Source organism: Stenotrophomonas sp. ASS1 (genome assembly GCF_004346925.1).
Lineage (GTDB): Bacteria > Pseudomonadota > Gammaproteobacteria > Xanthomonadales > Xanthomonadaceae > Stenotrophomonas > Stenotrophomonas maltophilia_A.
On record NZ_CP031167.1, the window covers coordinates 3415766 to 3442645 of the forward strand.

The following is a 26880-nucleotide window of genomic DNA, read 5'->3' on the forward strand; positions in this document are numbered from 1 at the left end:
ATGTTCATGAGCCCGAAATGCTAGCAGACCCAACCCCCTCCCCGCTGGTCGAGCACTGGCGGCAACGCGACCTCAAGGTGCTGTGGCACCCGTGCACGCAGATGCGCGAGCATCCGCACACCCTGCCACTGGTCCCGATCGCACGCGGCCAGGGCGCCTGGTTGTTCGACCACGACGGCAACCGCTACCTGGACGCGGTCAGCAGCTGGTGGACCAACCTGTTCGGCCATGCCGAGCCGCGCATCGGCGGTGCCATTGCCGCCCAGGCCGGGCAGCTGGAACAGGTGATGCTGGCCGGCTTCGGCCACGAGCCGGCGATCACCCTGGCCGAACGCCTGCTGGCGCTGGCGCCGCGGCAGCCCGGCCGCGAGCCGCTGGCCAAGGTGTTCTACGCCGACAACGGTTCAGCTGGCGTGGAAGTGGCGCTGAAGATGGCCTTCCAGTATTTCCAGAACCGTGGCGAGCCGCGGCGCACGCGCTTCATCGCACTCGAAAACGGCTACCACGGCGAAACCCTGGGCGCGCTCGCGCTGGGTGACATCCCGCTGTATCGCCGCGTCTACGCGCCGCTGCTGGCCGAAGGCCTGTTCGCGCCCTCGCCCGACGCTTACCTGGCCGAGCCCGGCCAAAGCGCAGCCGATCGCGCGCGGCAGGCGGCGGATGGACTGGCCACGCTGTTCGACCAGCATCCGGGCGAGATCTGCGCGGTAATCCTGGAACCTCGTCTGCAGTGCGCGGGCGGCATGCGCATGCATGACCCGGTGTACCTGCAGCGCGTGCGCGAACTGTGCGATGCCCACGGCGCGTTCATGATCGCCGACGAGATCGCCACCGGCTTCGGCCGCACCGGCACCCTGTTCGCCTGCGAGCAGGCCGGGGTGATGCCGGACCTGATGTGCCTGTCCAAGGGCCTGACCGGCGGCTTCCTGCCACTGGCCGCCGTGCTGGCGACGCAGGCACTGTACGACGCCTTCCTCGACGACTCGCGCGAGCGCGCGTTCCTGCACTCGCACAGCTACACCGGCAACCCGCTGGCCTGCGCGGCCGCGCTGGCGACGCTGGACATCTTCCGCGACGACGATGTGATCGCCCGCAACCGCGGCATCGCCTCGGTGATGGGCACGCTGGCCGCACCGTTCAGCGACCATCCGCACGTGGCCGACGTGCGCCAGGCCGGCATGGTGGTGGCGTTCGAGCTGTCGCGCGATGGCAACAAGCGCACACCGTTCGACCCGGCCATGCGGCTGGGCCTGCACGCCTACAAGGCCGCGCTGAAGCGCGGTGTGGTACTGCGTCCGCTGGGCGACGTGCTGTACTGGATGCCACCCTACTGCGTGGATGACGAACAACTGGAGCTGCTGGCACATACCACGCTGGCGGCGATTGACGAGGCGATTGCATGCGCGTGACCCGCTGCCCCATCGACCTGGCGCTGCACAGCGGCCAGACCGTGACCCTGCCGGAAGAGACCGCCAACCATCTGGTGCGGGTGATGCGCCTGCGCGAGGGCGATACCTGTGTGCTGTTCAACGGCGACGGCCATGACTACAGCGCCACGCTGACCGTGGCCGGCAAGCGCGAAGTGCAGGTGCGCATCGACGCCGTGCAGGCCATCGACAACGAATCGCCGCTGGCGATCACCCTGCTGCAGGGCATCGCCCGTGGCGAGAAGATGGACCTGATCCTGCAGAAAGCCACCGAACTGGGCGTGGCGGCGATCATTCCGGTCAACGCCGAGCGCACCGAGGTGAAGCTGGATGCAGCACGGGCGGAGAAGCGCGTGGCGCACTGGAACAATGTGGTGACCTCGGCCTGCGGCCAGTCCGGGCGCGCGCGCATTCCGCAGGTGGGATCCCCGCTGTCGCTGGCGCAGGCGGCAGCGGCGCTGCCGCCCGATACGCTGCGGCTGACCCTGGACCCGCAGGGTGCGCACAGGCTGTCGACGCTGGACGCCGCGCCTGCCGGGGGCATCGTGATTGCAATCGGTCCGGAAGGGGGGTGGTCGCCACGCGACCGTGATCAACTGGCGGCCGCGGGCTTCCAGGGCCTGCAGCTGGGACCGCGCATCCTGCGCACGGAAACGGCCGGCCTGGCCGCGATTGCAGCGTTGCAGGCACGGTTGGGGGATCTGGGGTAAGGCCCGATTCCTGGTAGTGCCGGCCGCTGGCCGGCCTCCACGTAATCATGCGGTTGCCGGCCAGCGGCCGGCACTACCGGGAACCCGACCGGCGGATGTCCGATCAGGCCGCCAGCGAATCCAGGGCGGCTTCCAGCGCGTCCAGGTTCGGCAGCAGCGCGCTCTGCTCGCCCAGCAGCACACGCATGTGCACGATGTCCGGCAGGGTTTCTTCCGAGGCGTCAGCCAGCAGGCCGTCGCGCGGCACCGAAATCAGCTGCGGGAAGTTCTGCGTCAGCAGGGCGTAGTACGGGCGTTGCGCGTTGCCGCTGAGGGCCTTCAGCACCACCACCTTGTTGTGGCCGCCCACGGCTTCTTCGCCCAGTCCCGAAAGACGTGCGAACGACACCAGCGGCACCTGCCAGCCATGCCAGCCGATCTCGCCGACCAGCCAGCGCGGCGCACCGGAGACCGGCTGCACCGGCACGCGCGACATCATTTCGGCCACGGTGGCATTGGGCAGCAGCACGCGCGCGTTGCCGGCCTGGATCAGGACGCCACGGATTTCGTCATTGCTGGCATAGCTCATGGTGCTTCTCCGTTGTCGTCCTGCTCACCCCAGCGCGCGGCAATCGCCTGCGCCAGTTCCTGCGGTTCACCGGCCACCATGCCGGCAGCAACCACCGCCGTGGCTGCAGCCGGGTCGTAGCAGCCCTCGCCCACCTGCCCGGCCACCCATGCACCGGCGGCGGCCAGATCCAGCGCCGGACCAACATGCGCAAGGTCAGCGCCGCTGAGCAGGACCAGCGCGGTGTGGTCAGCTGGCAGCGCGGCAATCGCAATGCCCTGCGCGTCGCTGACGAAATGCAGGCCGTCACTGGCTGCCTGCACGCCGATGTCATCGGCCAGCACGTGCACTTCACCCGGAGTTGCACGCTGGCCGGCTTCAGCCAGCTGCACCGGCAACGGCGACACGCGTGCCATCTGCTTGACCAGGTTGCCGTAGCGCCCGCCATCCAGGCGCATGTGCACCAGGACGGGCACGCTCAGCGAAGGCGGCAGCGCGCCGAGCAGGCGACGCAGCGCATCCGGGCCACCGATGCCGGCCAGCACCAGCAGCGATCCGGCGCGTGCGCCCACGGGCGCTGCGGCATCCAGATCGACCAGGCTCAGATGACCGGTATCGAAGGAAGGCAGCGGAGCCTCCACGGCAGCGTGGTGCGGAGCGGTTGCCGAGGCGTCGGCCTCGTCCTCGACCAGCGACCAGGCGGTGTGGTCGAAGGAGACCGGCGGTAGCGGCGGTGCTGCGGACGCGGTCTCTGCCAGCGACGGCAGTGCGGGGGCCTCCAGCCGCTCAGGCACCACCGGCTGCAAGGCCGCCAGCGCCTGTTCCAGCGCGATCGGTTCGTGCAGCTGTACAGGCGGCGAGTACAGAGTGTCAGCGGGGACCTCGTCGGCCCAGCTCAATGCCTGCTCCAGGTGCGGCTGCAGCGCTTCTTCCTGCGGCGCCGGTGGCGGTGCCGGGTGGCCCGGCTCCAACTGCAGGCTGGGTTCTTCTTCGGCCCCCGGCGGCAACACCTGCTGGTGGCCATGCAGCTTGGCGGACAGATGACGGCCCCAGCGCTGAGCCTCCCAGCCATCACGACGTGCAGCCAGTTCGGCCTCGTCGAAGACCAGGGTCAGGCCCGGTGCGGACAGCACCGCTTCCAGGCGCTCCAAGGCGTCCTCGATGGCGGCTTCCAGCGCGATCACCACGAACTGTGGGCGCGCCTCCTGCAGGACCCGCGTCTCCAGCGTGTTGGGATCATCTTCCAGCACCAGCTGCACATCGGCGTGCGACAACGCCTCACGCAGGCGCTCACGCGCCGCGCCGGGACGGGCCAGCAGGGCCACGGCCGGAGCCGCTTGGGTTTCACTCACGGACACGGGCGATCCCCAGCAGGTCGTACACGTTACGCATCAGGTCCAGTTCCTGGTACGGCTTGCCCAGGTAACGCTGGACACCGATCTCGAAGGCGCGCTGGCGGTGCTTGTCACCGCTGCGCGAAGTGATCATCACGATCGGCACGTCCCTGTAGCGCGGGTCGGCACGCATCGCGGTGGCGAGCTCGTAGCCATCCATGCGCGGCATCTCGATATCCAGCAGCATCAGGTCCGGCACGCGCTCTTCCAGGCGTTCCAGCGCTTCCACGCCGTCGCGGGCGACGCTGACCTCGAAGTTGTGGCGTTCGAGGATGCGGCCGGTGACCTTGCGCATGGTCAGCGAGTCGTCGACCACCATCACCAGCGGCACCTGGCGCTCCTGGCGCGGTGCGTTGGCCAGCACAGGCAGCGTCGGGTTGGCGAGGAAGCGGCGCACCAGCGGCGCCACGTCCAGGATCACCACCACGCGGCCATCGCCGGTGATGGTGGCACCGTAGATGCCCGGCACCGACGCGATCTGCAGGCCGACCGGCTTGACCACGATTTCGCGGTTGCCCAGCACTTGGTCGATCGCCACGGCGGCACGCAGATCACCGGCACGGACCAGCAGCAGCGGCACCTGGTCCTGGCCATCGGCACGCGCCGGGGCCTGCCCGACCAGGCTGCCGAGGTCGTACAGCGGATAGTCTTCGCCGCTGTAACGGTAGCTGCTGTCGGCGGCTTCGAAACGCTCGCGCGACAGGCGGCCGATACCACTGACCGAGGCCACCGGCACCGCGAAGGTGGTTTCGCCGATCTGCACGAACACCGCCTGGGTGACGGCCAGCGTCTGCGGCAGGCGCAGGGTGAAGCGTACGCCCTGGCCCCGCACCGACTGGATGTCGACCGAGCCACCGAGCTGGCGCACTTCGTTGCGCACCACGTCCATGCCCACGCCACGACCGGCCAGCTGGCTGACCTGGTCGGCGGTGGTGAAGCCGGACGCGAAGATCAGGTTGTCCAGCTCCTGCTCGTTCGGCTGCGCATCGGCGGCCAGCAGGCCACGGTCGATGGCGCGGCGGCGGATCGCCTCGCGGTCCAGGCCAGCACCGTCATCGGCCACTTCCAGCACGATTTCCGAACCTTCGCGGTGCAGGCGGATGGCGATCTCGCCCTCCTCCGGCTTGCCGGCGGCGCGGCGCTGTTCCGGCGCTTCCAGGCCATGGGCCACGGAGTTGCGCAGCATGTGTTCCAGCGGCGCGACCATGCGGTCGAGGACGTTGCGGTCCAGTTCGCCGTGGGTTCCTTCCAGGGTCAGGTGGACCTGCTTGCCGGTATCCATGCCGGACTGGCGGACCACGCGGCGCAGGCGCGGCACCAGGCCATCGAACGGCACCATGCGCGCGCGCATCAGGCCATCCTGCAGCTCGGAGCTGACGCGCGACTGCTGCTGCAGCAGCGAATCGTACTGGCGCGACAGATCGTCCAGCACGCCCTGCAGGCCCCCCAGGTCGGCCGCCGACTCGTTCAGCGCACGGCTGAGCTGCTGCAGGGTGGAGAAGCGGTCCAGCTCCAGCGGATCGAACTTCTGGTCGGCCTGGTCCTGTTCGCGCTGGTAGCGGGCGACGATCTGCGCCTCGGTTTCCAGGTCGAGTCGCCGCAGCTGGTCGCGCAGTCGCGCATTGGTGCGCTCCAGTTCGCCCATGGCACCACGGAAGGCACCCAGCTGCTGTTCAAGCCGCGAGCGGTAGATCGCCACTTCACCGGCATGGTTGACCAAGCGGTCGAGCAGGTCGGCACGCACGCGCACCTGCTCCTGCTGCGGACGCGCCAGCGGATCTTCATCGACCACGCCCTCGGCCGGAAGCGGAGCCGACAGCGGCGCTTCGATCAGGGTCGCCAGCGGGCCCGCGGCCTGTGCGGGCACGGTCTCGATCTCGCTTGCCACACGCGCGGCCGCAGCGGCTGCGGCGATATCGATGGTGGTGCGGACCTCGAAGGCTTCGACCAGATCCTGCGCCGGCTCCACCACGCGGTGCGCGCCGGTGCGGGTGAGCAACTGGTGCAGGCGGTCAAAGCCACGCTCCAGCAACTGCACGTCGCGGCGCTCGATCTCGGTGCGGCCAGCGGCCACCGCCTCCAGCAGCGATTCGATGCTGTGGCCGAGATCGCCGATGGCGTTGATGCCAGCCATGCGTGCGCCACCCTTCAGGGTGTGCAGGTCACGCTGCAGGCCGGCCAGCACCTCGCGGTCCTGCGGTGCATCGCGCAGTTCGCTGATCAGGCCATCGCAGTGGTCGAGCAGGTCCTTGCCTTCCTCGACAAAGATATCGACCAGCTCGCGGTCGTACACGCTGAAGTCGAGTGCATCGGCGCCGTCCTCGGCATCCGCCGCAAAAGGTGCCTGCTCGTGGTGCGGCGCACGCGGCACGATGTCTGTCGCTGCAACCTGTGCATCAGTATTGACCGTGCCCTGGCCCGGTGCGTCTTCCATTTCGAAGAAGCGCACCGCAGCAGTGCCGCCCTGCGGCGCCTCTGCGGTGATCTCCTCAATCACCGTCGCCGGGGACGGCTGATCGGCGCTCTCTCCTTCACCGACCGCCGCCTCCCCGCCGACGTCCGCATCCTCGGCAAAGGCATCTGCCTCACCCGGCGCGAGTTCGCTGGCCTGGAGGCCGATCACGGGCCATTGCCCGTCGTCGTCCAGGGTCTGCTCCTCCGCGATCACGTGCAGGCCGGCCTCGAGCGCGGCTGCCAGCGTGACCGGTTCTGCAAAACCCGGCACAGCCATTTCATCCTGCAGGCTCGACAGCTCGCTGTCGAGTGGCAGTGCAGCAGCGTCGTCAATGACGTTGTCATCGTCACTGTCCGAATCAAACGGCAACGGCGTATTCAGGTCGATCGCGTCAACTTCCGCAGACACCGGCAACTCTTCCGCGTCGCGGTCATCCACCGGCAGCGCACTGGCGTCGAGGTACGGCGACAGATCGTCCGCCATGGTCAGGTCAGCGTCGTCGACCGTCGCGATCGCCGGCACGGCATCTGATTCGTCCTGGGCAACATCAGGCGCACTTTCAATCGGCTGGATCGATTCAATCGCGCCGGTGTCCGCCGCGGCAGGTTCACCTTCGCCCGGCACCGACGGCCAGCCGGCGTCGAAGTAACGCGAAAGATCGTCGCTGGCGGTCAGCTCGCCCACGTCCAGGCCGCTGTCGGCTGCGACGTCCAGCGCCTCCAGCCCGGTTGCAGCTGGAACCGGTTCCAGCGCATCTTCGGCATGCGACTGCGGCTCGGCAATGAGATCGGTCGCCGCATCGAAAGCGGACGGCATGCTGGTTTCGTCCAGCGTGTCCAGCCCGGCCAGCGGCGCTTCGGCCGCGGATGCCTGCTCGGCATCAGGCGCCAGCTCGACGCCCTCTTCGTCCTCGTCTTCCAGCGCGAACAGCGGCCAGCGCGCTTCCGGCAGCTCGCCGGCCAATGCCTGCAGCCGCTGCACCAGCGCGCCCTGCGGAACAATCCGCGGCTGTTCGGCCTGCAGCGCCTCCATGGTCGCGGTGATCGCCTGCGCGGTCGCATCCAGTGCGGCTACGCCCTCGTCGCCAGGCACCACGTCGGCGGCCAGGGCGCGCTTGATGTAGGACTCGGCACCGCCGGTGACCGCCGTGATTTCCGGCACTTCGGTCATCGCGAAGGCGCCGTTCATGGTGTGCACCGCACGCAGCAGTGCGTCGCTGACCGGCTGCGGTGCCTGCTGCGCCGATCGCAGCCATTCCTGCAGGGTCGCCTGGTGGACTTCGACCTCGGCCTCGAGGATCTCGCGCAGTACGCTGTCGATGTTGGCCGGGGTACCGGCGTCTTCCGCCACCGCCGTGGCATCGGCCTGCGCCGACGCAGCGGCCTCGGCTTCCAGCAGGCGGCTGATTTCGTCTTCGCCTTCGGACTCGGCCAGTGTCGCTGCCGGTGCGGCCGCAGCCGGCAACGGCACGTAGAAGGTCTCCTCGCCGGCACCGACCCGATCGGCAATGGCCCGCATCGCCTGCAGGTCCACGCTGATGCGCTGGCCATGGCGCAGCGCGGCGTTCAGCTGCGGCAGCGCGGCATGGGCGTTGTCGACCATCGCCAGCACCGCCGGAGTGGCCGGGCGACTGCCATCGAGCACGCGATTGAGCATGCCTTCGATCTTCCAGGCGAACTCGCCCAGGGTGCGTGCACCCACCAGGCGGCCACTGCCCTTGAGGGTGTGGAAGATGCGGCGGATCGGCCGCAGCCGGTCCATGTTGTCCAGCTGCATGCGCCATGCCGGCAGCAGCGTGCCCAGGTTGGCCAGCTCGTCGTCGAACTCTTCCAGGAACACCTCGCGGATGTCCTCGTCGATGTTCTCGGCATCGTCGTCGAAGCCGGCCTCGAAGCCGGTCTCGGTGCCGGCCACGACCGGGATGTCCGCAGCGTGCGGAGCCGCCATGGCCTGCGGATTGAAGTCGGCCGCCGCGGCGCTCAGCTCGGCGAAGAACTGCGCGTCGGCTTCGCTGAAGTCGATGGGCGCGATGGTGTCGATATCAATCACCGACACCGCCGGTGCCGGTGCATCGGAGACCGGCGTCAGCACCTCGGCCATCGGCGCGGGCACGTCCTCCTGCACATCCGCCGGAACCGCGTCCGCTTCGGCAACCACAGGGCTTTCGTCCACCCGCACGGATGCAGCGGGATCGACGATCTCCAGCGCCGGGTGCAATCCGGCGTCGTCGTCCAGCGACAGCGTCTCCATCGCATGCAGCGACAGCACGTCGTCGGCATTGTCCAGCGCATCGGCGTCGAAACGGAACACCACGTCGTCACCGGCGGCGACCACATCGTGCTCGGCAGCCACCGGGTCGAACACGGGCGCGGCAACGTCAGCGGTGTCGAAGGGCACCGACGCGTCGACGTCGTCCTCGACATCCATCACAGCCACATCGGCCAATGCCGGCGGTGTTGCCTCCGACAGTGTCCACTGCGGCGCCGGTTCCACGCTGGTTTCGGACCGTTCGAAACTGACCGGGTCGAAGCTGGCGAAGGTCGGACTGCGCTCGTCCTCGGCACTCGCGGTCGGCTCGGAGTCCGGATGGAACGGTGCGAGATCCCATTGCGGTACCTCGGGCGCAGGCGCGCTGGAGGCGGCGAAGACCAGCGGTGCATCCGCGTCGTCATGCAGCGACAGCGGTGTGGAGGCGACACTCCCCAGCGCCCCGAACATCAGGCGGTTGTCCACCACCTCCGGTGCAGGCGTGGCCGGTGGCGGATCGAAGGTGAAGTCCGGCAGCGGCACCGGCACCGTGCCGGCGGCGGGCGCGGCCGGCTGCACTGGAATCTCGATGGGCTCCGGCTGCAGCGGCTCGGCCTGCAGCGCGATCGGCTCGCGGTCCACCAGCAGCGATGCGAACGGAATCGGCGCGGCGGCAACAGGCTCCACCGCATTGCGGTCCGGCAACGGCCAATAGCGCAGCGCTTCAAGGCTGCTGCGGGTGATGTCGAGGATGTCCTCGCGGCCCGGGCGGCGGTCGCGCAGAGCCTCGAGGTAGTACTCCAGGCTGGCCATGGCATCGGCCAGGGTGTCCAGCTGGCGGCCACTGGGCACGCGCTGGCGACCGATCAGCTCGGCTTCGATGTACTGCTGCACACCGCGCAGGTAATCGGCGGCGGTGTTCAGGTCGAGCATGCGCAGCGCACCGGACACATCGCCCAGCAGGCGCGGCACGTCCTGCAGCTCGGCATGGTTCCAGCTGGTTTCGATGAAGGCGACGAAATGCTCGCGGGCGGCGGCGAAGTTGGCGATGGCCTCATGTGCCAGCACCTCCACCGTGCGCCGGTTCTCCACCGCGCTGGGGTCATCTTCGCCACTGCCGCCGGCGCCCAGATGGGCGACCTGGTCGTCCAGCGACGCGTCCACGTAGAGCAATGCGCCGGCGATATCCAGCAGCAGGTTCTCGTCGATCTGCTGGCGCCCTTCGACCACGCCACGCAGCGCATCGCGCTGCTGCACGACCACGCCGCGGGCAACGCCCAGGCCCATCATGCCCAGCGTATCGGCCACGGCGCCAAGTTCGTTGGCCTGGGTCTGCAGCTGTTCGGGCGCACCGCCAGTACGCAGGTGCAGGTCCAGCGCATCCTTGATGCGCAGCAGTTCTTCCTTCACCGCGCTGCCCACGGTATCCAGCAGCTCGCGGTTGCGCCCGCTCAGGCTGCCACGGGCATGGTCCAGCTCGGCCTCGGTGGCGCTGACGCTGTCCGGCGCGAACGCCAGCAGCACGCTGTCATGCACGCCCTCTTCGCCACGCGCGGCACGGATTTCGTTGAGCAGCGGCATCAGCACGATCGGAATATCGCGGTGGCCGTTCTGCAGCCGCTCCAGGTAGTCGGGCAGCAGCACGCTGCCACGCATCAGGGTCGCGCAGGCTTCATCCCGATCAGCCACGCTACCGGCGCCGATGGCATTGGCCAGCTGCTCCAGCTCCTCGGCCACCATCGCCGGGGCGTACAGCTCGACCATGCGCAGGGTGCCCTGCACCTGGTGCAGGTAGCCGGCGCAGATGCGCATGCGGCTGGCATCGGCCGGGTCTTCCGCGTAGTACTCGACCTCGTTGCGCACCTGGCGCAGGGTCTCGTCCAGCTCGGGCTTGACCCAGCCCAGCGCTGCGTGGCTCATCGCATCGCGCAGACTGCTCATGGACGCGCTCCGTTCGCCGCCGCGCGGAAGCCGCGCGAGTTCTGGCGTGGGGAATGGAAATGCTTCATCGACTGGTTCCTTGCTCGCCGCCCTGCCCGCGTCACGCCGGCAGCTTGAAGTCGGCGACCGAACGGCGCAGGTCGGCCGCCAGCTGCGCGAGGTGACCGATCGATTCGGCGGTCTGCCCGGCACCCTGCGAGGTCTGGCCGGTGATCTGCCGGATCACGCCCATGGTGCGGGTGATGTCCGAGGCCGCAGCCGACTGCTGCTGGGCGGCGATGGAGATGTTCTTGATGAGGGTGTTCAGTGCATTGGACACGCGCTCGATTTCGGTCAGCGCGGTGCCGGCGTCCTCGGCCAGGCGTGCACCGGACACCACTTCGGCGGTGGTCTGTTCCATCGAGGTGACCGCTTCGTTGGTATCGGCCTGAATGGCCTGCACCAGGTTCTCGATGCGTCGGGTCGCGCCGGAGGTACGTTCTGCCAGGCGCTGCACTTCGTCGGCCACGACCGCAAAACCGCGACCCGCTTCACCGGCCGAGGCCGCCTGCACCGCTGCGTTCAACGCCAGGATGTTGGTCTGTTCGGAAATGTCGTTGATCAGTTCCACGATCGAGCCGATTTCCTGCGACGACTCACCCAGGCGCTTGATGCGCTTGGAGGTTTCCTGGATCTGGTCACGGATCTGGTCCATGCCCTGGATGGTCTCGCGCACCACGCCGGCACCTTCAGCGGCGATCACCACCGAACGTTGTGCCACGTCGGCCGACTCGGCCGAGTTGCGCGACACCTGTTCGATGCTCGCCGCGATTTCGCCGATGCGGTCCGATGCCGAGGTGATCTGGTTGGCCTGGTGGCCCGCCGCCTCTGCCAGCTGCATGGCGGTGGCCTGGGTTTCCTGGGTGGACAGCGCGACCTTGGCCGAGGTGTCGTTGATGGTGGTCACCAGGTGGCGCAGCTCGTCCACCGCGTAGTTGATCGCGTCGGCGATGGCGCCGGTCATGTCCTCGGTCACCGAGGCCTTCACGGTCAGGTCGCCCTCACCCAGCGAAGAGATTTCGTCCAGCAGCCGCATGATCGCCTGCTGGTTGCGGCTGTTGAATTCCACCTGGGTCTGGTAGCGCAGTTCCTGCTCGCGCGAGCGGCTGCGCACGTTGGTGGAGACGAAGCCGATGATCGCGATCAGCGACAGCGCACCGGAGACCACGCCGATCCAGAAGTTCGGGAACAGGCGGGTATCGGACACCGAGCCGAACGAGGAGAACGCCTCGAACAGCTTGCGGCTGTCGTCCAGCATGTGCGCCGATCCCTGGCCCAGCGCGGTGGCGGCGGACTGGGCGGCGAACAGCTGGCGCGAGCTGGCCAGGATCGCATCGGCGTCCTGCTTCATCGCTTCCCACTTCTGCTGCGACTGCTCCAGCGCGGCCACGGCGGCGGCACCGCGCACGGCGGTGATGCCCAGTTCCTCGTTGCCGTTGCGCAGGCCGTCGAGCACCTGCGAGAACACGGTGATGTCGCGTGCCAGTGCATCGCCCGAGGTGGCAGCGGCGCTGCCACCGGCACGCATTTCGGTCACGCGGCGGGCCATCGAACCGGCCACCACGACCTGCTGCAGTGCGCTGTACACCTGCGACGACGGCGCGCCCGAGGCGGACATCGCGCGCACCAGCTCGTTCAGCTGGGCCTGCAGGCCCGGCACCGCGCCGGTGAAGTTGTTGGCATTGCCGGCCAGCGCCAGCACCGCCGGTTCACTGGCAACCAGCTGCCCGGCCTGCTTGCCCAGCGGCGCCCAGGTCTCGGCCAGGGTGGCGATCGCACCGGACACGCCCGGTTCCTTGCCGTAGCGCCCCTGAAGGGTCGACACGTTCTGTTCGATCGCGTTGCGGGTGGCCTTGAAGGCGGTGAACGCCTGCGCGTTGCCGCCCACCGCATCACGGCCCTGGTTGGCCAGCTGCTGTGACAGCACCTGCAGGTCGGCCGCCTTGGAGCCGGCATCGGCCAGGCGACTGCCCTGCCAGGTGGCGACGCCGGTGTTGACGCCGAACAGGATCATCGATGCCAGCAGCAGGAACAACCAGAGGTTGCTGCCGCCCAGCCGCAGCTTGCCGGTCTTGGTGGCGTCCGAAGCAGTACTCATCGTTCAACCTCGATCTTCAATGCAGGGGGCGATGCCCGGCCTCAGGCCGCGGCTTGCCGGAATTCAGGGGTACGCGACAGCAGCGAGAGCGAGAACACGCCCCAGTCGTGGCCGTCGGCGTGGAAGGCGCGATCGACGAAGTGGCCGTAACGTCCTTCGGCCAGCGTGCCGGCCGCGATCTGCTGGTCCAGTTCGAAGCTGCGCTGGCCGAACAGTTCATCGATGGTCAGCGCGACGTCGCCGCCGGCCTGGCGCATGATCAGCACGCGCTGGCCTTCCTGCTGCACGGTACGCGTGCCTTCCAGGAAGTACTTCAGGTCGACCACCGGGAACAGGTTGCCGCGCAGGTTGCCCACGCCCAGCAGCCACGGCTGCGCGCACGGCACCGGGGTGACCGGCGGCATCGGCACGATTTCCACCACTTCGCGGAAATCGGATACCAGCCGGCGCTGGCCGACGCGGTAGCCCACGCCACGCCAGAGGTCCTGGGCGAACTGCCGCTCGGGCAGCTGCACCGCATGGGCCAGGCTGCGCCGTTCATAGGCTTCGAGGATGTCGAAGGGCGAGCGCATCAGGCCACCAGTTCGTTGATCCGCGCGATCAGTTCATCCTCGCGCGGCGGCTTGACGATGTAATCGGCTGCGCCCTGGCGCAGGCCCCATGCCTTGTCGGTTTCCATCGCCTTGGTGCTGACGATGATCACCGGGATGTGCTTGATCGCCGCGTCACGGGCCATCGCGCGGGTGGCCTGGAAGCCGCTCATGCCGGGCAGCACCACGTCCATCAGCACCAGCTGCGGCACCTGGTCGCGGACCAGCTGCAGTCCATCCTCGGCGTTGTCCGCTTCCAGCACCTCATGGCCGGCACGGCGCAGCCACTGGGTGAACACCGCGCGGTCGGTCGGTGAATCCTCGATCAGAACGATACGAGCCATTGTGCCTTCCCCCCCTGGTCAGGCGTTGACGTATGTGCGGATGGCACCCAGCAGTTCTTCACGCGTGAAAGGCTTCGTCAGGTACTGCTCCGAGCCGACGATGCGTCCCCGCGCCTTGTCGAACAGGCCATCCTTGGACGACAGCATGATGACCGGGGTCGCCTTGAACAGCTGGTTGCCCTTGATCAGCGCACAGGTCTGGTACCCGTCCAGACGCGGCATCATGATGTCGACGAAGATGATCTGCGGTTGCTGGTCTGCGATCTTGGCAAGCGCTTCGAAGCCGTCGGTGGCGGTGACCACCTCGCAGCCTTCTCGCTTGAGCAGCGTTTCCGCAGTCCTGCGGATGGTCTTCGAATCATCGATGACCATCACCCGGAGTCCTGCGAGTTCCCCGCCCGCAGTCGTGTTTTCAGTCATTGCCTATCCCCAAGCGCACGGCCCGATCTCTGGCGGGGGCCGCTACGAAAGCGTATCTATATCGCACTTTCCGCGCCCGCTTCAAGGCCGCCCCATGGCGCGGGGCATGGCACCCTCCTGAACGTGACGGGTTTCGCAATGCGTGCGCGACCGCCGGGCGGACGCTGCGTTGCAGTACGGCGGGGAGGCGCGCGAGCGGCGTTGCCGCTACCATCAACGCCTTGCCAGACAGGTGCGCCCATGCCGTTGAACGTCATCGTGGTGATGGACCCCATCGCCCACATCAAGATCGCCAAGGACACCACCTTCGCCATGTTGCTGGAAGCCCAGCGCCGCGGCCATGCCCTGCACTACGTGCGCCCGGGCGGGTTGGCCCTGGAAGGTGGCGTGGCGGTGGCCCAGACCGCACCGCTGCAGGTGCGCGACGACCCGGCCGGCTGGTATGAGCTGGGTGCGTTCAGCCGTACCGAGTTCGGTCCCGGCCAGATCGTGCTGATGCGCAAGGACCCGCCGGTCGACGCCGAGTACATCTACGACACCCAGGTGCTGGACGTGGCCGCCGCTGCCGGTGCCTGCGTGGTCAACAACCCGCAGGGCCTGCGCGACTACAACGAGAAGCTGGCCGCCCTGCTGTTCCCGCAGTGCTGCCCGCCGACCCTGGTCAGCCGCGACGCCAAGGCGCTGAAGGCCTTTGCCCTGGAACACGGCCAGGCCGTGCTGAAGCCGCTGGATGGCATGGGCGGCCGCTCGATCTTCCGCAGCGGCAAGGGCGATCCGAACCTGAATGTGATCCTGGAAACCCTGACCGACGGCGGCCACAGGATGGCGCTGGCACAGAAGTTCATCCCCGACATCACCGCCGGCGACAAGCGCATCCTGCTGGTCGATGGTGAGCCGGTCGATTACTGCCTGGCGCGCATCCCGCAGGGTGATGAATTCCGCGGCAACCTGGCCGCCGGCGGCCGCGGCGAAGGCCGCCCGCTGAGCGAGCGCGACCGCTGGATCGCCGCCCAGGTCGGGCCGGAGATGAAGCGTCGCGGCATGCGCTTCGTCGGCTTGGACGTGATCGGTGATTACCTGACCGAGGTCAACGTGACCAGCCCGACCTGCGTGCGCGAACTGGACGCCCAGTACGGGCTGAACATCGCTGGCACCCTGTTCGACGCACTCGAGGCCGGCCTGCGCTGATGCCGTCCGCCCCTGCCGTCCTGCCCCCGCCGCCGCGCGAAGCGCAACGGCTGGGGGCGACCATCGCGTTGTCGGTGCTGGTCCACGCCCTGCTGATCCTGGGCGTGGGCTTCGCCGTGAAGGGCGATGCACCGCTGGTGCCGACGCTGGAAGTGATCTTCAGCCAGACCCGCACCGCACTGACGCCGAAGCAGGCTGATTTCCTGGCCGCAGCCAACCAGGAAGGCGGTGGCGAACACGACCGCGCACAGCGTCCGCGTGACAACCAGGCCGGCATCGTGCCGCAGGCGCAGGCCGGGCTGAGCCCAGTGCCACAACAGCAGCAATCGGCCGCACCGGTTCCGCCGCCGCAGGCGCGCGTGGTGAGCAGCCGCAATGGTGAAGAGACGGTGGCCCAGGCCCAGCCGCGGCCGACACCGGAGCAGCCCGAACCGGATGCACCGCTGACCGCGCGCGAACAGCGCGACGTGGAGATGGCGCGCCTGGCCGCCGAAGTGCACCTGCGCTCGGCGCAGTACGCCAAGCGCCCGAACCGCAAGTTCGTGTCGGCCAGCACGCGCGAATATGCCTATGCCAACTACCTGCGTGCCTGGGTCGATCGCGCCGAGCGCGTCGGCAACCTGAACTACCCGGACGAGGCCCGGCAGCGCCGCCTGGGTGGCCAGGTGGTGATCAGCGTGGGTGTGCGCCGCGATGGCAGCGTGGAAAGCAGCCGGATCCTGCGTTCGAGCGGGATGCCGTTGCTGGATGAGGCGGCTCTGCGGGTGGTGAAGCTGGCGCAGCCGTTCCCGCCGTTGCCGAAGACCGAGGATGAGATCGATATCCTGCAGGTCACCCGCACGTGGGTGTTCCTGCCGGGCGGCACCCTGCACGACGATCGATAGGGTTCTGTTGCCCGGGCCTGCGGCCCGGGACCCGCTGAACGTCAACGTCAAAGGCGGCGGTTGGACTGTGGATTTGGTGTGGCGGGGTGGCTGGGCAGGACACGCCGTAAACCCATCCTTGGGGGCTCGATGGCGCCTTGCTCGTGCGCGCTGTCCTGCGCACACGGCAAGACCGGGGTTGGGCATCCTTCCCAACCCGCCCGAGGCATGCCTCGGGCCCATGGCGCCAACGGTCCTGCACCACCTCTGACAGATCCCGGCGCATCGCGTCCCGCTCCGCTGTTGGTAGGTGTCGACCTTGGTCGACACACATCCATGCTATGCGTGGATGCGAGCGAAGCGACCCGCTTTTGACTTTGATTTTCTTTTGATTTTCCGTGGCGGACGCACACGGAAACTGTCAGAGGTCGGGCGGGGTGGGTTCGCGGGGGTATCCGCGCCATGGATGGCGCGGCTAAGCCCCCAGGGGTGAGGGCGCTTTGCTTGCGAAGCACGGCTTCGCAAGCGCCCGAACGCACAGCCGCCAGCGGCTGGGCCGGACCGCGGAGCGGGGTTCACGGCGTCCCCCGCGAACCCACCCCGCCCGGCCAAGCGCGGCTTTTGATTTACGCGATCAACCAACCCCGCCACGAGGGGCTCAGCCGTTGGCCTTCGCCTTCGCCTCGCGCGCGGCCTGCTGCTCGACCAGGGTCAGTGCCACGTTGTCACGCAGGTACGCCGGCTCGACCTTCTCCGGTGCGATGGCTTCACCGCGCGCGAAGGCCGGCACCGCCAGTGCCAGTACGTCCGACGCGCGCGGCAATGCGGCGGCATCGAATCCACGCAGGCCAGCCCCAAGTTGCGCCACCAGTGCGCCCTCGGCTGCGCCGAAACCGGTACCCACACCGTAGGCGGACAGCCCTTCCGGCAGCGATACCGCAGCGGGTGCGCATACGCGCTCGGCATCACGCGCCACCGGCAGGCCGTCCACGCGCTCGAAGCGGGCAACGTAGAGTTCGCCCATCCGCGCATCGATCGCTGACAGGATCTGCGTTTCTTCCGTCGGTGCCCGCAACGCCAGCACCTGCAGCGTCGAGACCGGCAACAGCGGACGGTCCAGGGCCAGCGCAATGCCCTGGGCAATCGCGATCGCAAGACGCACGCCGGTGAACGCGCCGGGGCCGCGGCTGAGCGCGATGCCGTCCAGCTGGCGGCGGCTGATGCCGGCTTCGGCCAGCAGCGCCTCCGCCCACGGCAGGCTCAGTTCGGCGTGCCGGCGCGGGGCGATCTCGAAGCGTTCCAGCACCTGCCCATCGACATGCAGGGCAACGGAACAGGCTTCGGTGGCGGTTTCAAAGGCGAGCAGTTTCATCGGATCGGGTCAAAACAGGGGGAACGTGGCACCGGGCGCCGGCTCAGGGCCGGTCGCAACAGCGACTGGGGCAGCCGCATCATCGGACACGGGCGCCCATTGTGGCGTAAAGAAGGCCTGCACATCGGCCAGGCTGCGAGTACGCCAGAACGGCGGCAGCGAATCGAGGAAGACCCGGCCATAGCCCCGGTTGAGCAGGCGCGGGTCGCACAGTACCAGCACGCCACGGTCGCTCTCGCTGCGGATCAGGCGGCCGACACCCTGCTTCAATGCGATCACCGCCTGCGGCAACTGCTCGTCGCGGAACGGATTGCCGCCCTGGCTGCGGATCGCCTCCAGCCGCGCCTCGTACACCGGATCGTCCGGCGCCGCGAACGGCAGCTTGTCGATCATCACCACGCTCAGCGCTTCGCCGACCACGTCCACACCCTCGCGGAAGCTGGCCGAGCCGAGCAGCACGCCGTTGCCGGATTCGCGGAAGCGCTGCAGCAGCGTCGCGCGAGGCGCCTCGCCCTGCACGAACAACGGCCATGGCCCGTCGCGCAATGCCTCGGCGGCCTCACGCAATGCACGGTGCGAGGCGAACAACAGGAAGGCCCTGCCCTGCGAGGCCTGCAACACCGGCCGCAAGGTCTGGATCAGCGCGGTACCAAACCCGCGCGCCGCCGGATCGGGCAGGCCTTCGGGCAGGTAGCACAGCGCCTGCTCGGGCCAATTGAACGGGCTTGGCTGCACCAGCGTGTGCGGATCGTCCAGGCCCAGGCGGGTGGCGATGTGATCGAAACCACCGCCAACGGTCAGCGTTGCCGAAGTGAAGATCCACGCGGCACGGCTGCGCTCGCGATGCTCACGCAGCGGACCGGACACATCCATCGGCGTGCGCTGGCAACGGAAACCACGCGGCGTAAGCTCGTACCAGAGCACATCGGCCGCACTGCTCGCTTCCGACGGATCGGTGTCGAAATCGAGAGTGGGTTCGTCATCGCCCAGCCAGCGGCTGAGCCGCGAGACCGCCTCGCGCGCCCGCGCATGACAGGCATCCAGACCCGCCGCCGCTTCGCGCAGCGGCTGCAATGCCTGCTCCAGGGTCACCAACCCTGCCATCACCGTATCGAATCCGTCGCGCACCTGTGGCATCGCCAGCGCGCGCCATTGCGTGCCACGCGGCGGCAGTCCCTCCATCGCCGAACGCAGCGCCAGCAGCGCCTGCTGCAACTGGTCGACCGGTTCCTGCAGCGCCGACTGCGCGCCGCCCACACCGCGTGCTTCAGCCAGGCAATCGCGCCCGAGCTCCTGCCACGGGCGCATGCCAAAACCCTCGCCGAAGAACTGCGCGGCCAGTTCGGGCAACTGGTGTGCCTCGTCGATGACGAAGGCCTGGGCGCCCGGCAGCAGTTCACCGAAGCCATCCTGCTTCAGGGCCAGATCGGCCAGCAGCAGGTGATGGTTGACCACCACCACATCGGCAGCCTGTGCACGCTGCCGCGCACGCACCACGAAGCAGTCATCCCAGAACGGGCAATCGGTGCCCAGGCAGTTGTCGACGGTGGAGGTGACCATCGGCAGCAATGGGGAGTCGTCGGCCAGCCCGTCGAGCTCGGCGATGTCACCGAACTCCGAGCGACCGGACCAGGCCAGGATGCGCTGGAACTGCGCGGCCTGCTCGGGACTGGAAAACCGCGGTTCGCCGCGCGCCTGCTGCAGGCGATAGCGGCACAGGTAGTTCGCACGCCCTTTCAGCAGCGCACTGCGCAGGCCGACCCCGAGTGCCTGGCGCACCCGTGGCAGATCGCGGTGGTAGAGCTGGTCCTGCAGCGCGCGGGTGCCTGTGGAGATGATGGTGCGCAACCCGGACAGCAGCACCGGCACCAGATAGGCAAACGTCTTGCCGGTGCCGGTACCGGCCTCGGCCAGCAGCAGATCACGCTGCTGCAGCGCATCGGCGATGGCTTCGGTCAGGTGCAGCTGTGCCGGACGCGGGACGAATGCATCCAGGTGCGAGGCGAGCGCGCCGCCGTCGCTGAGGGCTTCGCGGCTGGCATGGACAAGGTCGGACATCAGAGGGAAAGGATACCCGGCCGGGCGCTGCCCGGCACCCGTTTCAAGCCGGAGCACAAGCAACGGCAACAGCGCTGTTCACGGCTCTGGGTTGTACTGAGGGCTGGCGGGGGACTGTGGGTTTGCGGGGACGCCGTAAACCCGTCCTTGGGGGCTTGGCCGCGGCATCCATGCCGCGGACACCCCGCAAACCCACAGTCCCCCGCCTTCGAGAGTTTCCCGGTGACGGAGGGACAGGCTTCGCAAAGTCGAGCATGCTCGACTGGCAGCTCAGAAGCGGTGGGAGTAACGGGGAAAGAAGAAAGGAAACGGCAGCGAGCGCGCGCAGCGCGCGACCCGCTTTTGATTTTGATTTTGTTCTTGCCTGCGGCCCGCGCGATGTATGGCAGGCCGGGTGGGTGGGGCGTGCAGGACCGTTGGCGCCATGGATGGCGCCATCGAGCCCCCAGGGATGGGTTTACGGCGTGTCCTGCACGCCCCACCCACCCGGCCCATCACCCGCATCCATCAGTGCGCGCGCGCCGCAGAGGGGGCAGCGCCCGATGGAGTGGAATACCTCAGTACCGCTTGATCCCCGGCACGGTGCAGCCTTCCAGCTGCGCATGCGCGGACACCGCGTTCTCCTTCTCGCCGCGCGCCAGACGCGACTGCTCGATCGTCGCCCAGTGCCGGCGGCACAGCGGCCCGGTCTTCGAGCCCAGATCCACCGCCTTGCGCGCGAACGTCTCAGCCTGTGCCCATTGGCCCTGCAACAGCGCCAGCTCGGCACGCTCCTGCAGCACCGCCGGGTCACCGGCCACGATTTCCAGCGCGTGGTCCAGGCTGCTGGCGGCACCGGCCAGGTCGTTGGCCTGGCGCTGCGTCTGTGCGGTCACCCGCAGGTCCTCCACCTGCGAATCACGCAGCGGCTGCACCGACAGCTCCTTGTCGTCCGGACCTGCGGCCGCTTCCACCGCAGCCAGGCGCTGTGCCGGCGTGGTGGTATCAACCGGCGGCTTGGCCACCGGCGGTGCGCTGCTGACGCAGGCGGCCAGGGCCAGGCTGAGGCCGGTCAGGGCCAGGGGCTGCAGCAGGGATCGCATGTTCATCGGCATCATCGGCTCGGGGGAGGAGTGGCGGCGGCGGGCGCCGCAGCAGGTTCAGCAGGCGGCTCAGGCTTGCGGTCCAGGCCGAACCAGCTACGCCAGCCACCGCCCTCGCCTTCGGCACCCTGCCCGTCCGGCGACACCGCCGGCGCACACGGTGCATAGGCCGGCGCGTAGCCCACCACGAACGGGAAACGACGCGCGCCCGGACAGCCTTCATCCGTGCTGTTGAGTCCGGTCGGCGCCACCGACTGCCAGTCCAGGCCCTTGTTGCTGACCCGCAGCGGCGCACTCGGCAGGCGCTGGAAGATGCCCGACCAGACCCGCATCGCGCCGGTGGCACCGTACAGGCCGGCCTGCTCGTTCTGGTCGTTGCCGATCCAGATCACCGCCAGATGATCGCCGGTGTAACCGGCGTACCAGCTGTCGCGGCCATCGTTGGTGGTACCGGTCTTGCCGGCCGGCTGCAGGCGGCCGAGGCCATCGGCGTTGAGCCGCTGCGCGGTGCCGCTGGCAACCACCTGCTGCAGGCCGACACTGATCAGGTTGGCGGCAATCGAGTCGCCTTCCTGGGCCGGTGCCGGGGTCTTGTCGTAACGCTTGAGCAGCTTGCCCTGCGGATCGAGCACGCCACGCACCGCATGCAGCGGCTGGATTTCGCCACCGGACGCGAGGAACTGGTACAGCTGGGCCATCGCGTACGGGCTCTGGTCGGTCGAACCGAGAATCACCGCCGGATTCGCCTCGGCCTTGATGCCGGCCAGCACGTGGATCAGCTGGGTCACGCGCTCGGGGCCGACCTGCATGCCCACGCGCACCGTGGCCTGGTTGTAGGAATGCGCCAGCGCGTCGATCAGGCGCACGGTGCCGTGGCTGCGGTTGTCCGCGTTGCCCGGGTTCCAGTTGCGGCCGCGGCCGAGCTGGACGGTCACCGGTGAATCGTCGACCCAGCTGGCCAGCGAGTAGCGGTCCGGCTGCGCCAACGCCAGCAGGTACACGAACGGCTTGAGCAACGAGCCGACCGGGCGCTGTGCCTCGATGGCGCGGTTGAAGCCGACTTCGGACACTTCACGGCTGCCGATCACCGCCAGCACGTCACCGTTGTGCACGTCGGTCAGCACCATGCCGGCCTGCAGTTCGGGGCGACGCTTGCTCTCCAGCGACTTGATGGTGCGGGTCACCGCGCCTTCGGCATAGGCCTGCGCGGACGGCGACATGCCGGTCATCACGCTCAGGCCGGCGCCCTGCAGGGCAGATTCCGGATAGTCGTGACCCAGTTGGCGGCGGACCAGATCGACATAGGCGGGGAAGCGGTTGGCGGCAACCAGGCCCGGCGTCTTGGGCACGCCCAGCGGGGCCTTCAACGCACGCTGGTACTCGGCGTCATCGATCAGCGTGGCTTCGTGCAGTTTGCCCAGCACGAAGTTGCGGCGATCCAGCGCGCGTTCCGGATTGCGCCGCGGGTCGTAGAAGGACGGGCCCTTGACCAGGCCGATCAGCAGCGCGATCTGCTCGGTCTCCAGCGACTGCAGGTCGCGACCGAACCAGAACTCGGCGCCAGAGGACATGCCATGGATGGCCTGGCTGCCACGCTGGCCCAGGTACACCTGGTTGAGGTAGGCCTCGAAGATGGTGCGCTTGTCGTAGCGCGCTTCCATGATCAGCGCGTAGAGCACTTCGTTGAATTTGCGGGTAACCGTCTGCTCCTTGCCGATGCCGAGCAGGCCGCTGCGGGCCAGCTGCTGGGTCAGCGTAGAGGCGCCCTGGCGGCTCTGGCCACCGGAGCGGATGGTCACCCACACCGCACGGGCGATGCCGGACAGGTCGATGCCGTGGTGGCGGTTGAAGTCCTTGTCCTCCACCGCCTGCAGGCCGGTCACCAGCAGGTCCGGCGCCTCGTCCATGCGGATCAGGCGGCGTTCTTCCTGCTTCTGGCCGTACAGGGTGGCGATGCGGGCCGGGTCCAACCGCGCGGCCTTCAAGGCCTTGCGGTTGTCGGCGTCGCGCAGCGAGGCGACCGCACCATCGGCCAGTGACAGCTCGAGCCGGCGCGGGGCAACCCGGCCATCGACGTCGTTGTAGCCGCGGCTGGAGATGACGAAGCGCCCGCCGTTCACCGCATAGGTGGCCGGCTCCTTGCCCTGGCCGTCATCGCGGTAGGCGGAGGCGGCCAGCTCGGTCTTCAGCGTGGACGCATCCATCGCCTTGCCGGGGGTGAGCACCAGCGGGCGCGCGTAGACGCGCGTCGGGATCTGCCAGCGCAGCTCGCCGAAACGCTGGGTCACCTGCTGGTTCAGGTACAGCGTATAGGGAATGAGGAAACCCAATCCCAACGCGACCGCAGCCATGCTCCAGGTGATCAGCCGGCGCCGCCACAGCGGGCCGTTGTCCTGCTGGTCGTCGTCGTCGAAATCGTCGATGTCGTCGGAATCGTAGCGTCGGGGCACGGGAGAAGCATAGCGGTGGCGTCAGCGGAGTCTACCCCAGCACATTTCCCCAAGGCAGTTCCTTGAAACCGCCTGTTCAGCGACCTACCGGTGGTAGCGCCCCGGACTTGCCTCGAATTCCATCCCACAACCCCTTTAACATGAACCTCAACCGAACCCAGCGAGGGGCTAGGAACAAGCTGTTTCCCATCAACTTCAGCAGCAGCCGCGGCACATCCTGAGCAATCCAAATCCAAGGCGTATAGGCACGCCCATAGAGCAGGACCCGATTGCGCATGATGTAGTAGAGCCGGAAGGGCTTGTGCACAATCACACCGTCGGGTTTTGCGCGTGAAGGCAGTAGTTCCTCGCCGATGCTGTGGGTCATCTGCGCATCGCAAATGCCGTACAGGGCATGGCCACTGCGCTTGGCGCGGAAGCACCAGTCCATGTCCAGATTGTCAATGAACAAGGATTCATCCATTGCGCCGATCTCCCGCAAGGCAGTCATTGGTATCAGCGAACCGGATGTAATGAGGAAATCACAAGAGATGCGCTGACCTGGCCCACCGCGCAGCTTGAAATTGAATGGGAATCCAAAGCGAACGAACGGAGCAAGCATGCCATTGCGCGAATCCCGAAACTGCGGGCCGACAGCCGCCACACTCTCATTCTGGGCCAATTCGACCAGTGCGTTTCCCAGCAGAACGACCATTCCCGGGGCCAGTATGCTGTCTTGGTCCATAAGCAACACATAGTCGAATTCCAGCGCCCGTGCACGCTCATAGGCTCGATTCAAGGCACTGCCAAGACCAACATTGATTGGTGAAGCAAAAACGCTTATCCCCTCTTGATCACCCAGCAGTTCAGCAACGTCAACAGCGCTGCTGCCATTGTCGAACACCACCAGATGCCCGACCTGCTGCAGCACGCTGTCAACCACATTCCGCAGCAAGACGGGATTGGGCCTGTAGGTAACGATCACGGCGCAGACACGCTTGGTGTCGAAGACAGACCCGGAGTCGGGGTTCTGCAGAATCACTGGACTCATGGCATCAGATCACTGGCTGCGGACCGCAAGCCATTTGAAAAGCGATGGTAGCGGCCACTGGCCACTTCCCTGAAGACCTGCAGCAAACGTGCGGACAACGACATAGCAAGTCCGGTACGTGCCTGTGCATGCTTCAGGCGCTGCTCGAGAATCTCGGTCTGCACAGCATCAAGCAGCGGCCGTCCCTGCTGCGCGCGCAACTGCAAAGCGTAGAGGCGCTGCAATGCCGCCACCAGATAGTTGCGACGTACCACGGCACTTCTCAATGCACGTTCAAGCACACCCCGCCTTTGCGCCCCCACCTGGTTCCTGTCGTGCTGACGGTAATCGGTGGTGATGGCCTCAATACAGTCCAGTCCACCGCTGGCTGCTGCCACCATCGCCAACCATTCGTCGTGGATCCAGCCATCAGCCACTGGCAGCGCCTCGGCGATGAGATCGCGGCGCAGCGCTGTGACCGCACCGGTTACGATGTTCCGGCCGAGGAGGACTTCAAATCCTTCACCGCAATGCTCACGTTCGATGTCCCGGCGACCAATTGCCAAGGCCTGAAACAAGGTCGCCTGCAGAGGGACACCGTCACCGTCGACCAACTGCGCATTGCTGTGCAGGAGCCGCAAACCTGGACGCGCATCGAAGATCCTCAGGAAGGTCTCGATCTTGTCCTCGCGCCAGAGGTCATCCTGGTCGCACAGGAATACGATGTCGCCGCAGCACTGCGACAATGCGCTTTCGAAATTGCGGACGTATCCGACGTTCTGCTGCTGCTGTCTGAGCACCACTTCGATACCCCTCGCACGCAAGTTCGCCACCTCCTGTTCGAGAACACCCCATGTACCATCAGCTGAGGCGTCGTCGACTATCACTACTTGCGTAGGCAGTACGGTCTGGGCACCGATGGTGCGCAGCTGGGCGGCAATGTAGCGCTCCCCCTGCCAGGTACATAAAGCAACAGAGACGGTGGTTGTGACGCTGGGCATGTTCACAGGAGCGGCCGGAGCGGGTGGACTATACCCCACCCGCCCGCTCTACACGAATCGCAACAACTTCAGCGTCTCTGCGATTCACCGCCTGCCCGGCGCAGGCGGTCTTCGAACGCCGGCAGCTCGGCCAGGTCCGGTTGCAGCAACCGGGCCTGTTCGGCGGCGTGTGCCGCGAAAGCCAGATCGCCGTTGCCGAGCCGTTCGCTGCCGATCGCCAGCCAGCGCTGGGCCAGGCGCAGGCGTGCCGAGGGAAGCCCGGCCGCGGTCGGCGATAGAGTCTGCCACGCCTGCAGGCAGGCACCGGCCGCCTGCACGCGATTCTGCCGCAGGTTGTCGTCGAAGCAGCGGCGACTGGCGGGCAGCAGCCGCGCTGCGGCAGCCTTCACCCGTGCATCGCGTGGCGCCAGTGACTGCGCTTCGCGCAACGCGTCGAACGCACTGTGCCCGGGGGGGCTGATCCATTGCCCGGCACGTTCGGCGCGCTCGATCCTGCGCAGGTGGTCGCGCAGTTGGCGCTCGCGCTGCGTGTTGCTGACCGCCGGCTGCTGCAGCGCCTTCTGCGCCTGTTGGGCGCGCTGCAGGCGTTGCGCGAGCTGCTGTTGCGCCGCCGGCGAAGCACCCAGTTCCGCTGCCAGTGCGGCATCGGCCTGCGCCGCTTCGAACTGGAAATCGTCGGCCTGCTTCTGGCTGCGTGCCAGCACCGCCTGCAAGGTCTGTTCGCGGCCGCGCTGGGCACTGGAATCATCAACCGCCACTGCCAGCACGGCGAGGAATCCCTTCGCTGCGGATTCCAGCTGCCGACGCTGCAAGGCGCGCTGGGCCTGGCGCAGGCGCTGGTCGACGGCCTGTGCCAATGCTTCCTGGCTGGCGGGCAGATCGGCGTGGCCGGCATCGAACTGGCGCGCACGATGCAGTATCGCGGCTGCCTCGGCCAGCTCGCCGCGTCCGGCCAGGATGCGGGCCTGCTGCAGCAGATCGCTCAGTGCGTCCTCGCGACCTTCCAGCGCCGGCAGATTGTCCGGCTGCAGTACCAGGATGCGCTGGAACAGGGGCAGCGCGCTGCTGTCACCGTCGTCCAGCCGGCCCGCTGCAAAGGCGTTGCGCGCCTGCGCCAGCAGTGCACCGATGCCGGCGCCTGCGCTGCGCCGGGCCTGCAGCTGGCGTGCCACGGCGTCCGCATCGCCCTGCGGCACCTGCAGTTCCCGGGCCAGTGCCAGCGCCTGCGCGCTGCCTTCGAGGTCGTTGGCCTGCAGTTTTTCGCTGGCCTGCTGCAGGGCCGCGGCGCCGGTACGGGCCAGCCCCTCACGGGCCTGCGGACGATCACCATCCAGCGCCAGCACGGCCTGGTAGCGCTCACGCGCACCACTGCCATCGGCGGCACTCAGCCGACCGGCCGCCAGTGCGCGATCGCCTTCGGCCAGCAACTGTTCAATCTGAGGCTCATCCCAGAACCAGTCGGCCAGCGGCTTGCGCAGCAGCACCAGCAGCACGAACACCGCCAGCGCGGCGACCAACGCCCAGCGCCACACCCGGCGCGCGTGACGTGCCTGCAGCCACCACCAACGGCCTTCGCGGCGGACGCGGTCCAGCGCAGGATGTTCAGCGCCATGCGGGCGATGCGGAGGCTCGCGTTCCATGCGTG

General features: G+C 67.9%; 18 protein-coding genes. 4 read left to right on the plus strand and 14 right to left on the minus strand.

Annotation, left to right across the window (positions count from 1 at the left end):
* The first annotated feature begins 17 nt into the window (after nt 1-17).
* Nucleotides 18-1409, plus strand: coding sequence for an adenosylmethionine--8-amino-7-oxononanoate transaminase (gene bioA / locus MG068_RS15945; RefSeq protein ID WP_240792081.1), 1392 nt, complete (start codon nt 18-20; stop codon nt 1407-1409).
* Nucleotides 1400-2137 (plus strand): 16S rRNA (uracil(1498)-N(3))-methyltransferase, encoded by a 738-nt coding sequence (locus tag MG068_RS15950; protein ID WP_071228213.1) that lies wholly within the window; start codon nt 1400-1402, stop codon nt 2135-2137. The genes bioA and MG068_RS15950 overlap by 10 nt, the downstream gene beginning before the upstream one ends.
* 103 nt (nt 2138-2240) lie before the next feature.
* Here MG068_RS15950 and MG068_RS15955 read toward each other — a convergent pair whose 3' ends face one another.
* The 7 genes from MG068_RS15955 to pilG form a co-directional block, all read right to left on the minus strand.
* The gene (locus tag MG068_RS15955; RefSeq protein WP_032130103.1) at nt 2241-2705 is read right to left on the minus strand and encodes a chemotaxis protein CheW; all 465 of its coding nucleotides are present in this window, start codon (nt 2703-2705) and stop codon (nt 2241-2243) included.
* A complete protein-coding gene (locus MG068_RS15960) occupies nt 2702-4042 on the minus strand; it encodes a chemotaxis protein CheB (protein WP_132810643.1) in 1341 nt (446 codons plus the stop codon). The genes MG068_RS15955 and MG068_RS15960 overlap by 4 nt, the downstream gene beginning before the upstream one ends.
* Entirely contained in the window at nt 4029-10721 is a 6693-nt protein-coding gene (locus MG068_RS15965; protein ID WP_132810644.1) for an Hpt domain-containing protein, read from the minus strand. Before MG068_RS15965 ends, MG068_RS15960 begins: the two co-directional genes overlap by 14 nt.
* Before the next feature lie 100 nt (nt 10722-10821).
* Nucleotides 10822-12858, minus strand: a complete 2037-nt coding sequence (locus tag MG068_RS15970; protein ID WP_032130100.1) for a methyl-accepting chemotaxis protein — start codon at nt 12856-12858, stop codon at nt 10822-10824.
* A 41-nt stretch (nt 12859-12899) separates the two neighbouring features.
* Nucleotides 12900-13430: a chemotaxis protein CheW gene (locus MG068_RS15975; RefSeq protein WP_005410716.1), complete on the minus strand. Its 531-nt coding sequence runs from the start codon at nt 13428-13430 to the stop codon at nt 12900-12902.
* Entirely contained in the window at nt 13430-13792 is a 363-nt protein-coding gene (locus MG068_RS15980) for a response regulator (RefSeq protein ID WP_005410717.1), read from the minus strand. Before MG068_RS15980 ends, MG068_RS15975 begins: the two co-directional genes overlap by 1 nt.
* An 18-nt stretch (nt 13793-13810) precedes the next feature.
* On the minus strand, nt 13811-14212 hold the full coding sequence (pilG, locus tag MG068_RS15985) for a twitching motility response regulator PilG (RefSeq protein WP_005418455.1): 402 nt from the start codon (nt 14210-14212) through the stop codon (nt 13811-13813).
* 240 nt (nt 14213-14452) lie between these two features.
* Between pilG and gshB the strand changes: the two genes are divergently transcribed.
* Complete coding sequence (gshB, locus tag MG068_RS15990; RefSeq protein WP_049400397.1) at nt 14453-15400, plus strand: glutathione synthase; 948 nt, start codon at nt 14453-14455, stop codon at nt 15398-15400.
* Nucleotides 15400-16284, plus strand: coding sequence for an energy transducer TonB (locus MG068_RS15995; protein WP_132810645.1), 885 nt, complete (start codon nt 15400-15402; stop codon nt 16282-16284). The genes gshB and MG068_RS15995 overlap by 1 nt, the downstream gene beginning before the upstream one ends.
* Nucleotides 16285-16921: 637 nt before the next feature.
* Here MG068_RS15995 and tsaB read toward each other — a convergent pair.
* The 7 genes from tsaB to MG068_RS16030 all read right to left on the minus strand — a co-directional run bounded on the left by tsaB (nt 16922) and on the right by MG068_RS16030 (nt 26875).
* Nucleotides 16922-17635: a tRNA (adenosine(37)-N6)-threonylcarbamoyltransferase complex dimerization subunit type 1 TsaB gene (gene tsaB, locus MG068_RS16000; protein WP_132810646.1), complete on the minus strand. Its 714-nt coding sequence runs from the start codon at nt 17633-17635 to the stop codon at nt 16922-16924.
* Nucleotides 17636-17644: 9 nt separating this feature from the next.
* Complete coding sequence (gene yoaA / locus MG068_RS16005; RefSeq protein ID WP_132810647.1) at nt 17645-19693, minus strand: DNA repair helicase YoaA; 2049 nt, start codon at nt 19691-19693, stop codon at nt 17645-17647.
* Between the two features lie 557 nt (nt 19694-20250).
* Nucleotides 20251-20790, minus strand: coding sequence for a hypothetical protein (locus tag MG068_RS16010; RefSeq protein ID WP_428999591.1), 540 nt, complete (start codon nt 20788-20790; stop codon nt 20251-20253).
* On the minus strand, nt 20787-23225 hold the full coding sequence (gene mrcB / locus MG068_RS16015) for a penicillin-binding protein 1B (protein WP_032130201.1): 2439 nt from the start codon (nt 23223-23225) through the stop codon (nt 20787-20789). The genes MG068_RS16010 and mrcB overlap by 4 nt, the downstream gene beginning before the upstream one ends.
* A gap of 76 nt (nt 23226-23301) precedes the next feature.
* A complete protein-coding gene (locus MG068_RS16020) occupies nt 23302-24255 on the minus strand; it encodes a glycosyltransferase family 2 protein (RefSeq protein ID WP_132810648.1) in 954 nt (317 codons plus the stop codon).
* Nucleotides 24252-25235, minus strand: coding sequence for a glycosyltransferase family 2 protein (locus tag MG068_RS16025; protein WP_132811150.1), 984 nt, complete (start codon nt 25233-25235; stop codon nt 24252-24254). The genes MG068_RS16020 and MG068_RS16025 overlap by 4 nt, the downstream gene beginning before the upstream one ends.
* 68 nt (nt 25236-25303) lie before the next feature.
* Nucleotides 25304-26875, minus strand: a complete 1572-nt coding sequence (locus MG068_RS16030) for a hypothetical protein (protein WP_132810649.1) — start codon at nt 26873-26875, stop codon at nt 25304-25306.
* Nucleotides 26876-26880 lie beyond the last annotated feature (5 nt).

What these genes read in the sequence shown, in the direction of transcription:
- tsaB (WP_132810646.1), bottom strand. Translation starts at nt 17,635, where the DNA reads ATGAAACTGCTCGCCTTTGAAACCGCCACCGAAGCCTGTTCCGTTGCC.
- MG068_RS15995 (WP_132810645.1), top strand. Translation starts at nt 15,400, where the DNA reads ATGCCGTCCGCCCCTGCCGTCCTGCCCCCGCCGCCGCGCGAAGCGCAA.
- bioA (WP_240792081.1), top strand. Translation starts at nt 18, where the DNA reads ATGCTAGCAGACCCAACCCCCTCCCCGCTGGTCGAGCACTGGCGGCAA.
- MG068_RS15975 (WP_005410716.1), bottom strand. Translation starts at nt 13,430, where the DNA reads ATGCGCTCGCCCTTCGACATCCTCGAAGCCTATGAACGGCGCAGCCTG.
- MG068_RS16025 (WP_132811150.1), bottom strand. Translation starts at nt 25,235, where the DNA reads ATGCCCAGCGTCACAACCACCGTCTCTGTTGCTTTATGTACCTGGCAG.
- MG068_RS15970 (WP_032130100.1), bottom strand. Translation starts at nt 12,858, where the DNA reads ATGAGTACTGCTTCGGACGCCACCAAGACCGGCAAGCTGCGGCTGGGC.
- MG068_RS15965 (WP_132810644.1), bottom strand. Translation starts at nt 10,721, where the DNA reads ATGAGCAGTCTGCGCGATGCGATGAGCCACGCAGCGCTGGGCTGGGTC.
- gshB (WP_049400397.1), top strand. Translation starts at nt 14,453, where the DNA reads ATGCCGTTGAACGTCATCGTGGTGATGGACCCCATCGCCCACATCAAG.
- MG068_RS16010 (WP_428999591.1), bottom strand. Translation starts at nt 20,790, where the DNA reads ATGATGCCGATGAACATGCGATCCCTGCTGCAGCCCCTGGCCCTGACC.
- pilG (WP_005418455.1), bottom strand. Translation starts at nt 14,212, where the DNA reads ATGACTGAAAACACGACTGCGGGCGGGGAACTCGCAGGACTCCGGGTG.
- MG068_RS15950 (WP_071228213.1), top strand. Translation starts at nt 1,400, where the DNA reads ATGCGCGTGACCCGCTGCCCCATCGACCTGGCGCTGCACAGCGGCCAG.
- MG068_RS16020 (WP_132810648.1), bottom strand. Translation starts at nt 24,255, where the DNA reads ATGAGTCCAGTGATTCTGCAGAACCCCGACTCCGGGTCTGTCTTCGAC.
- MG068_RS15980 (WP_005410717.1), bottom strand. Translation starts at nt 13,792, where the DNA reads ATGGCTCGTATCGTTCTGATCGAGGATTCACCGACCGACCGCGCGGTG.
- MG068_RS15955 (WP_032130103.1), bottom strand. Translation starts at nt 2,705, where the DNA reads ATGAGCTATGCCAGCAATGACGAAATCCGTGGCGTCCTGATCCAGGCC.
- MG068_RS16030 (WP_132810649.1), bottom strand. Translation starts at nt 26,875, where the DNA reads ATGGAACGCGAGCCTCCGCATCGCCCGCATGGCGCTGAACATCCTGCG.
- yoaA (WP_132810647.1), bottom strand. Translation starts at nt 19,693, where the DNA reads ATGTCCGACCTTGTCCATGCCAGCCGCGAAGCCCTCAGCGACGGCGGC.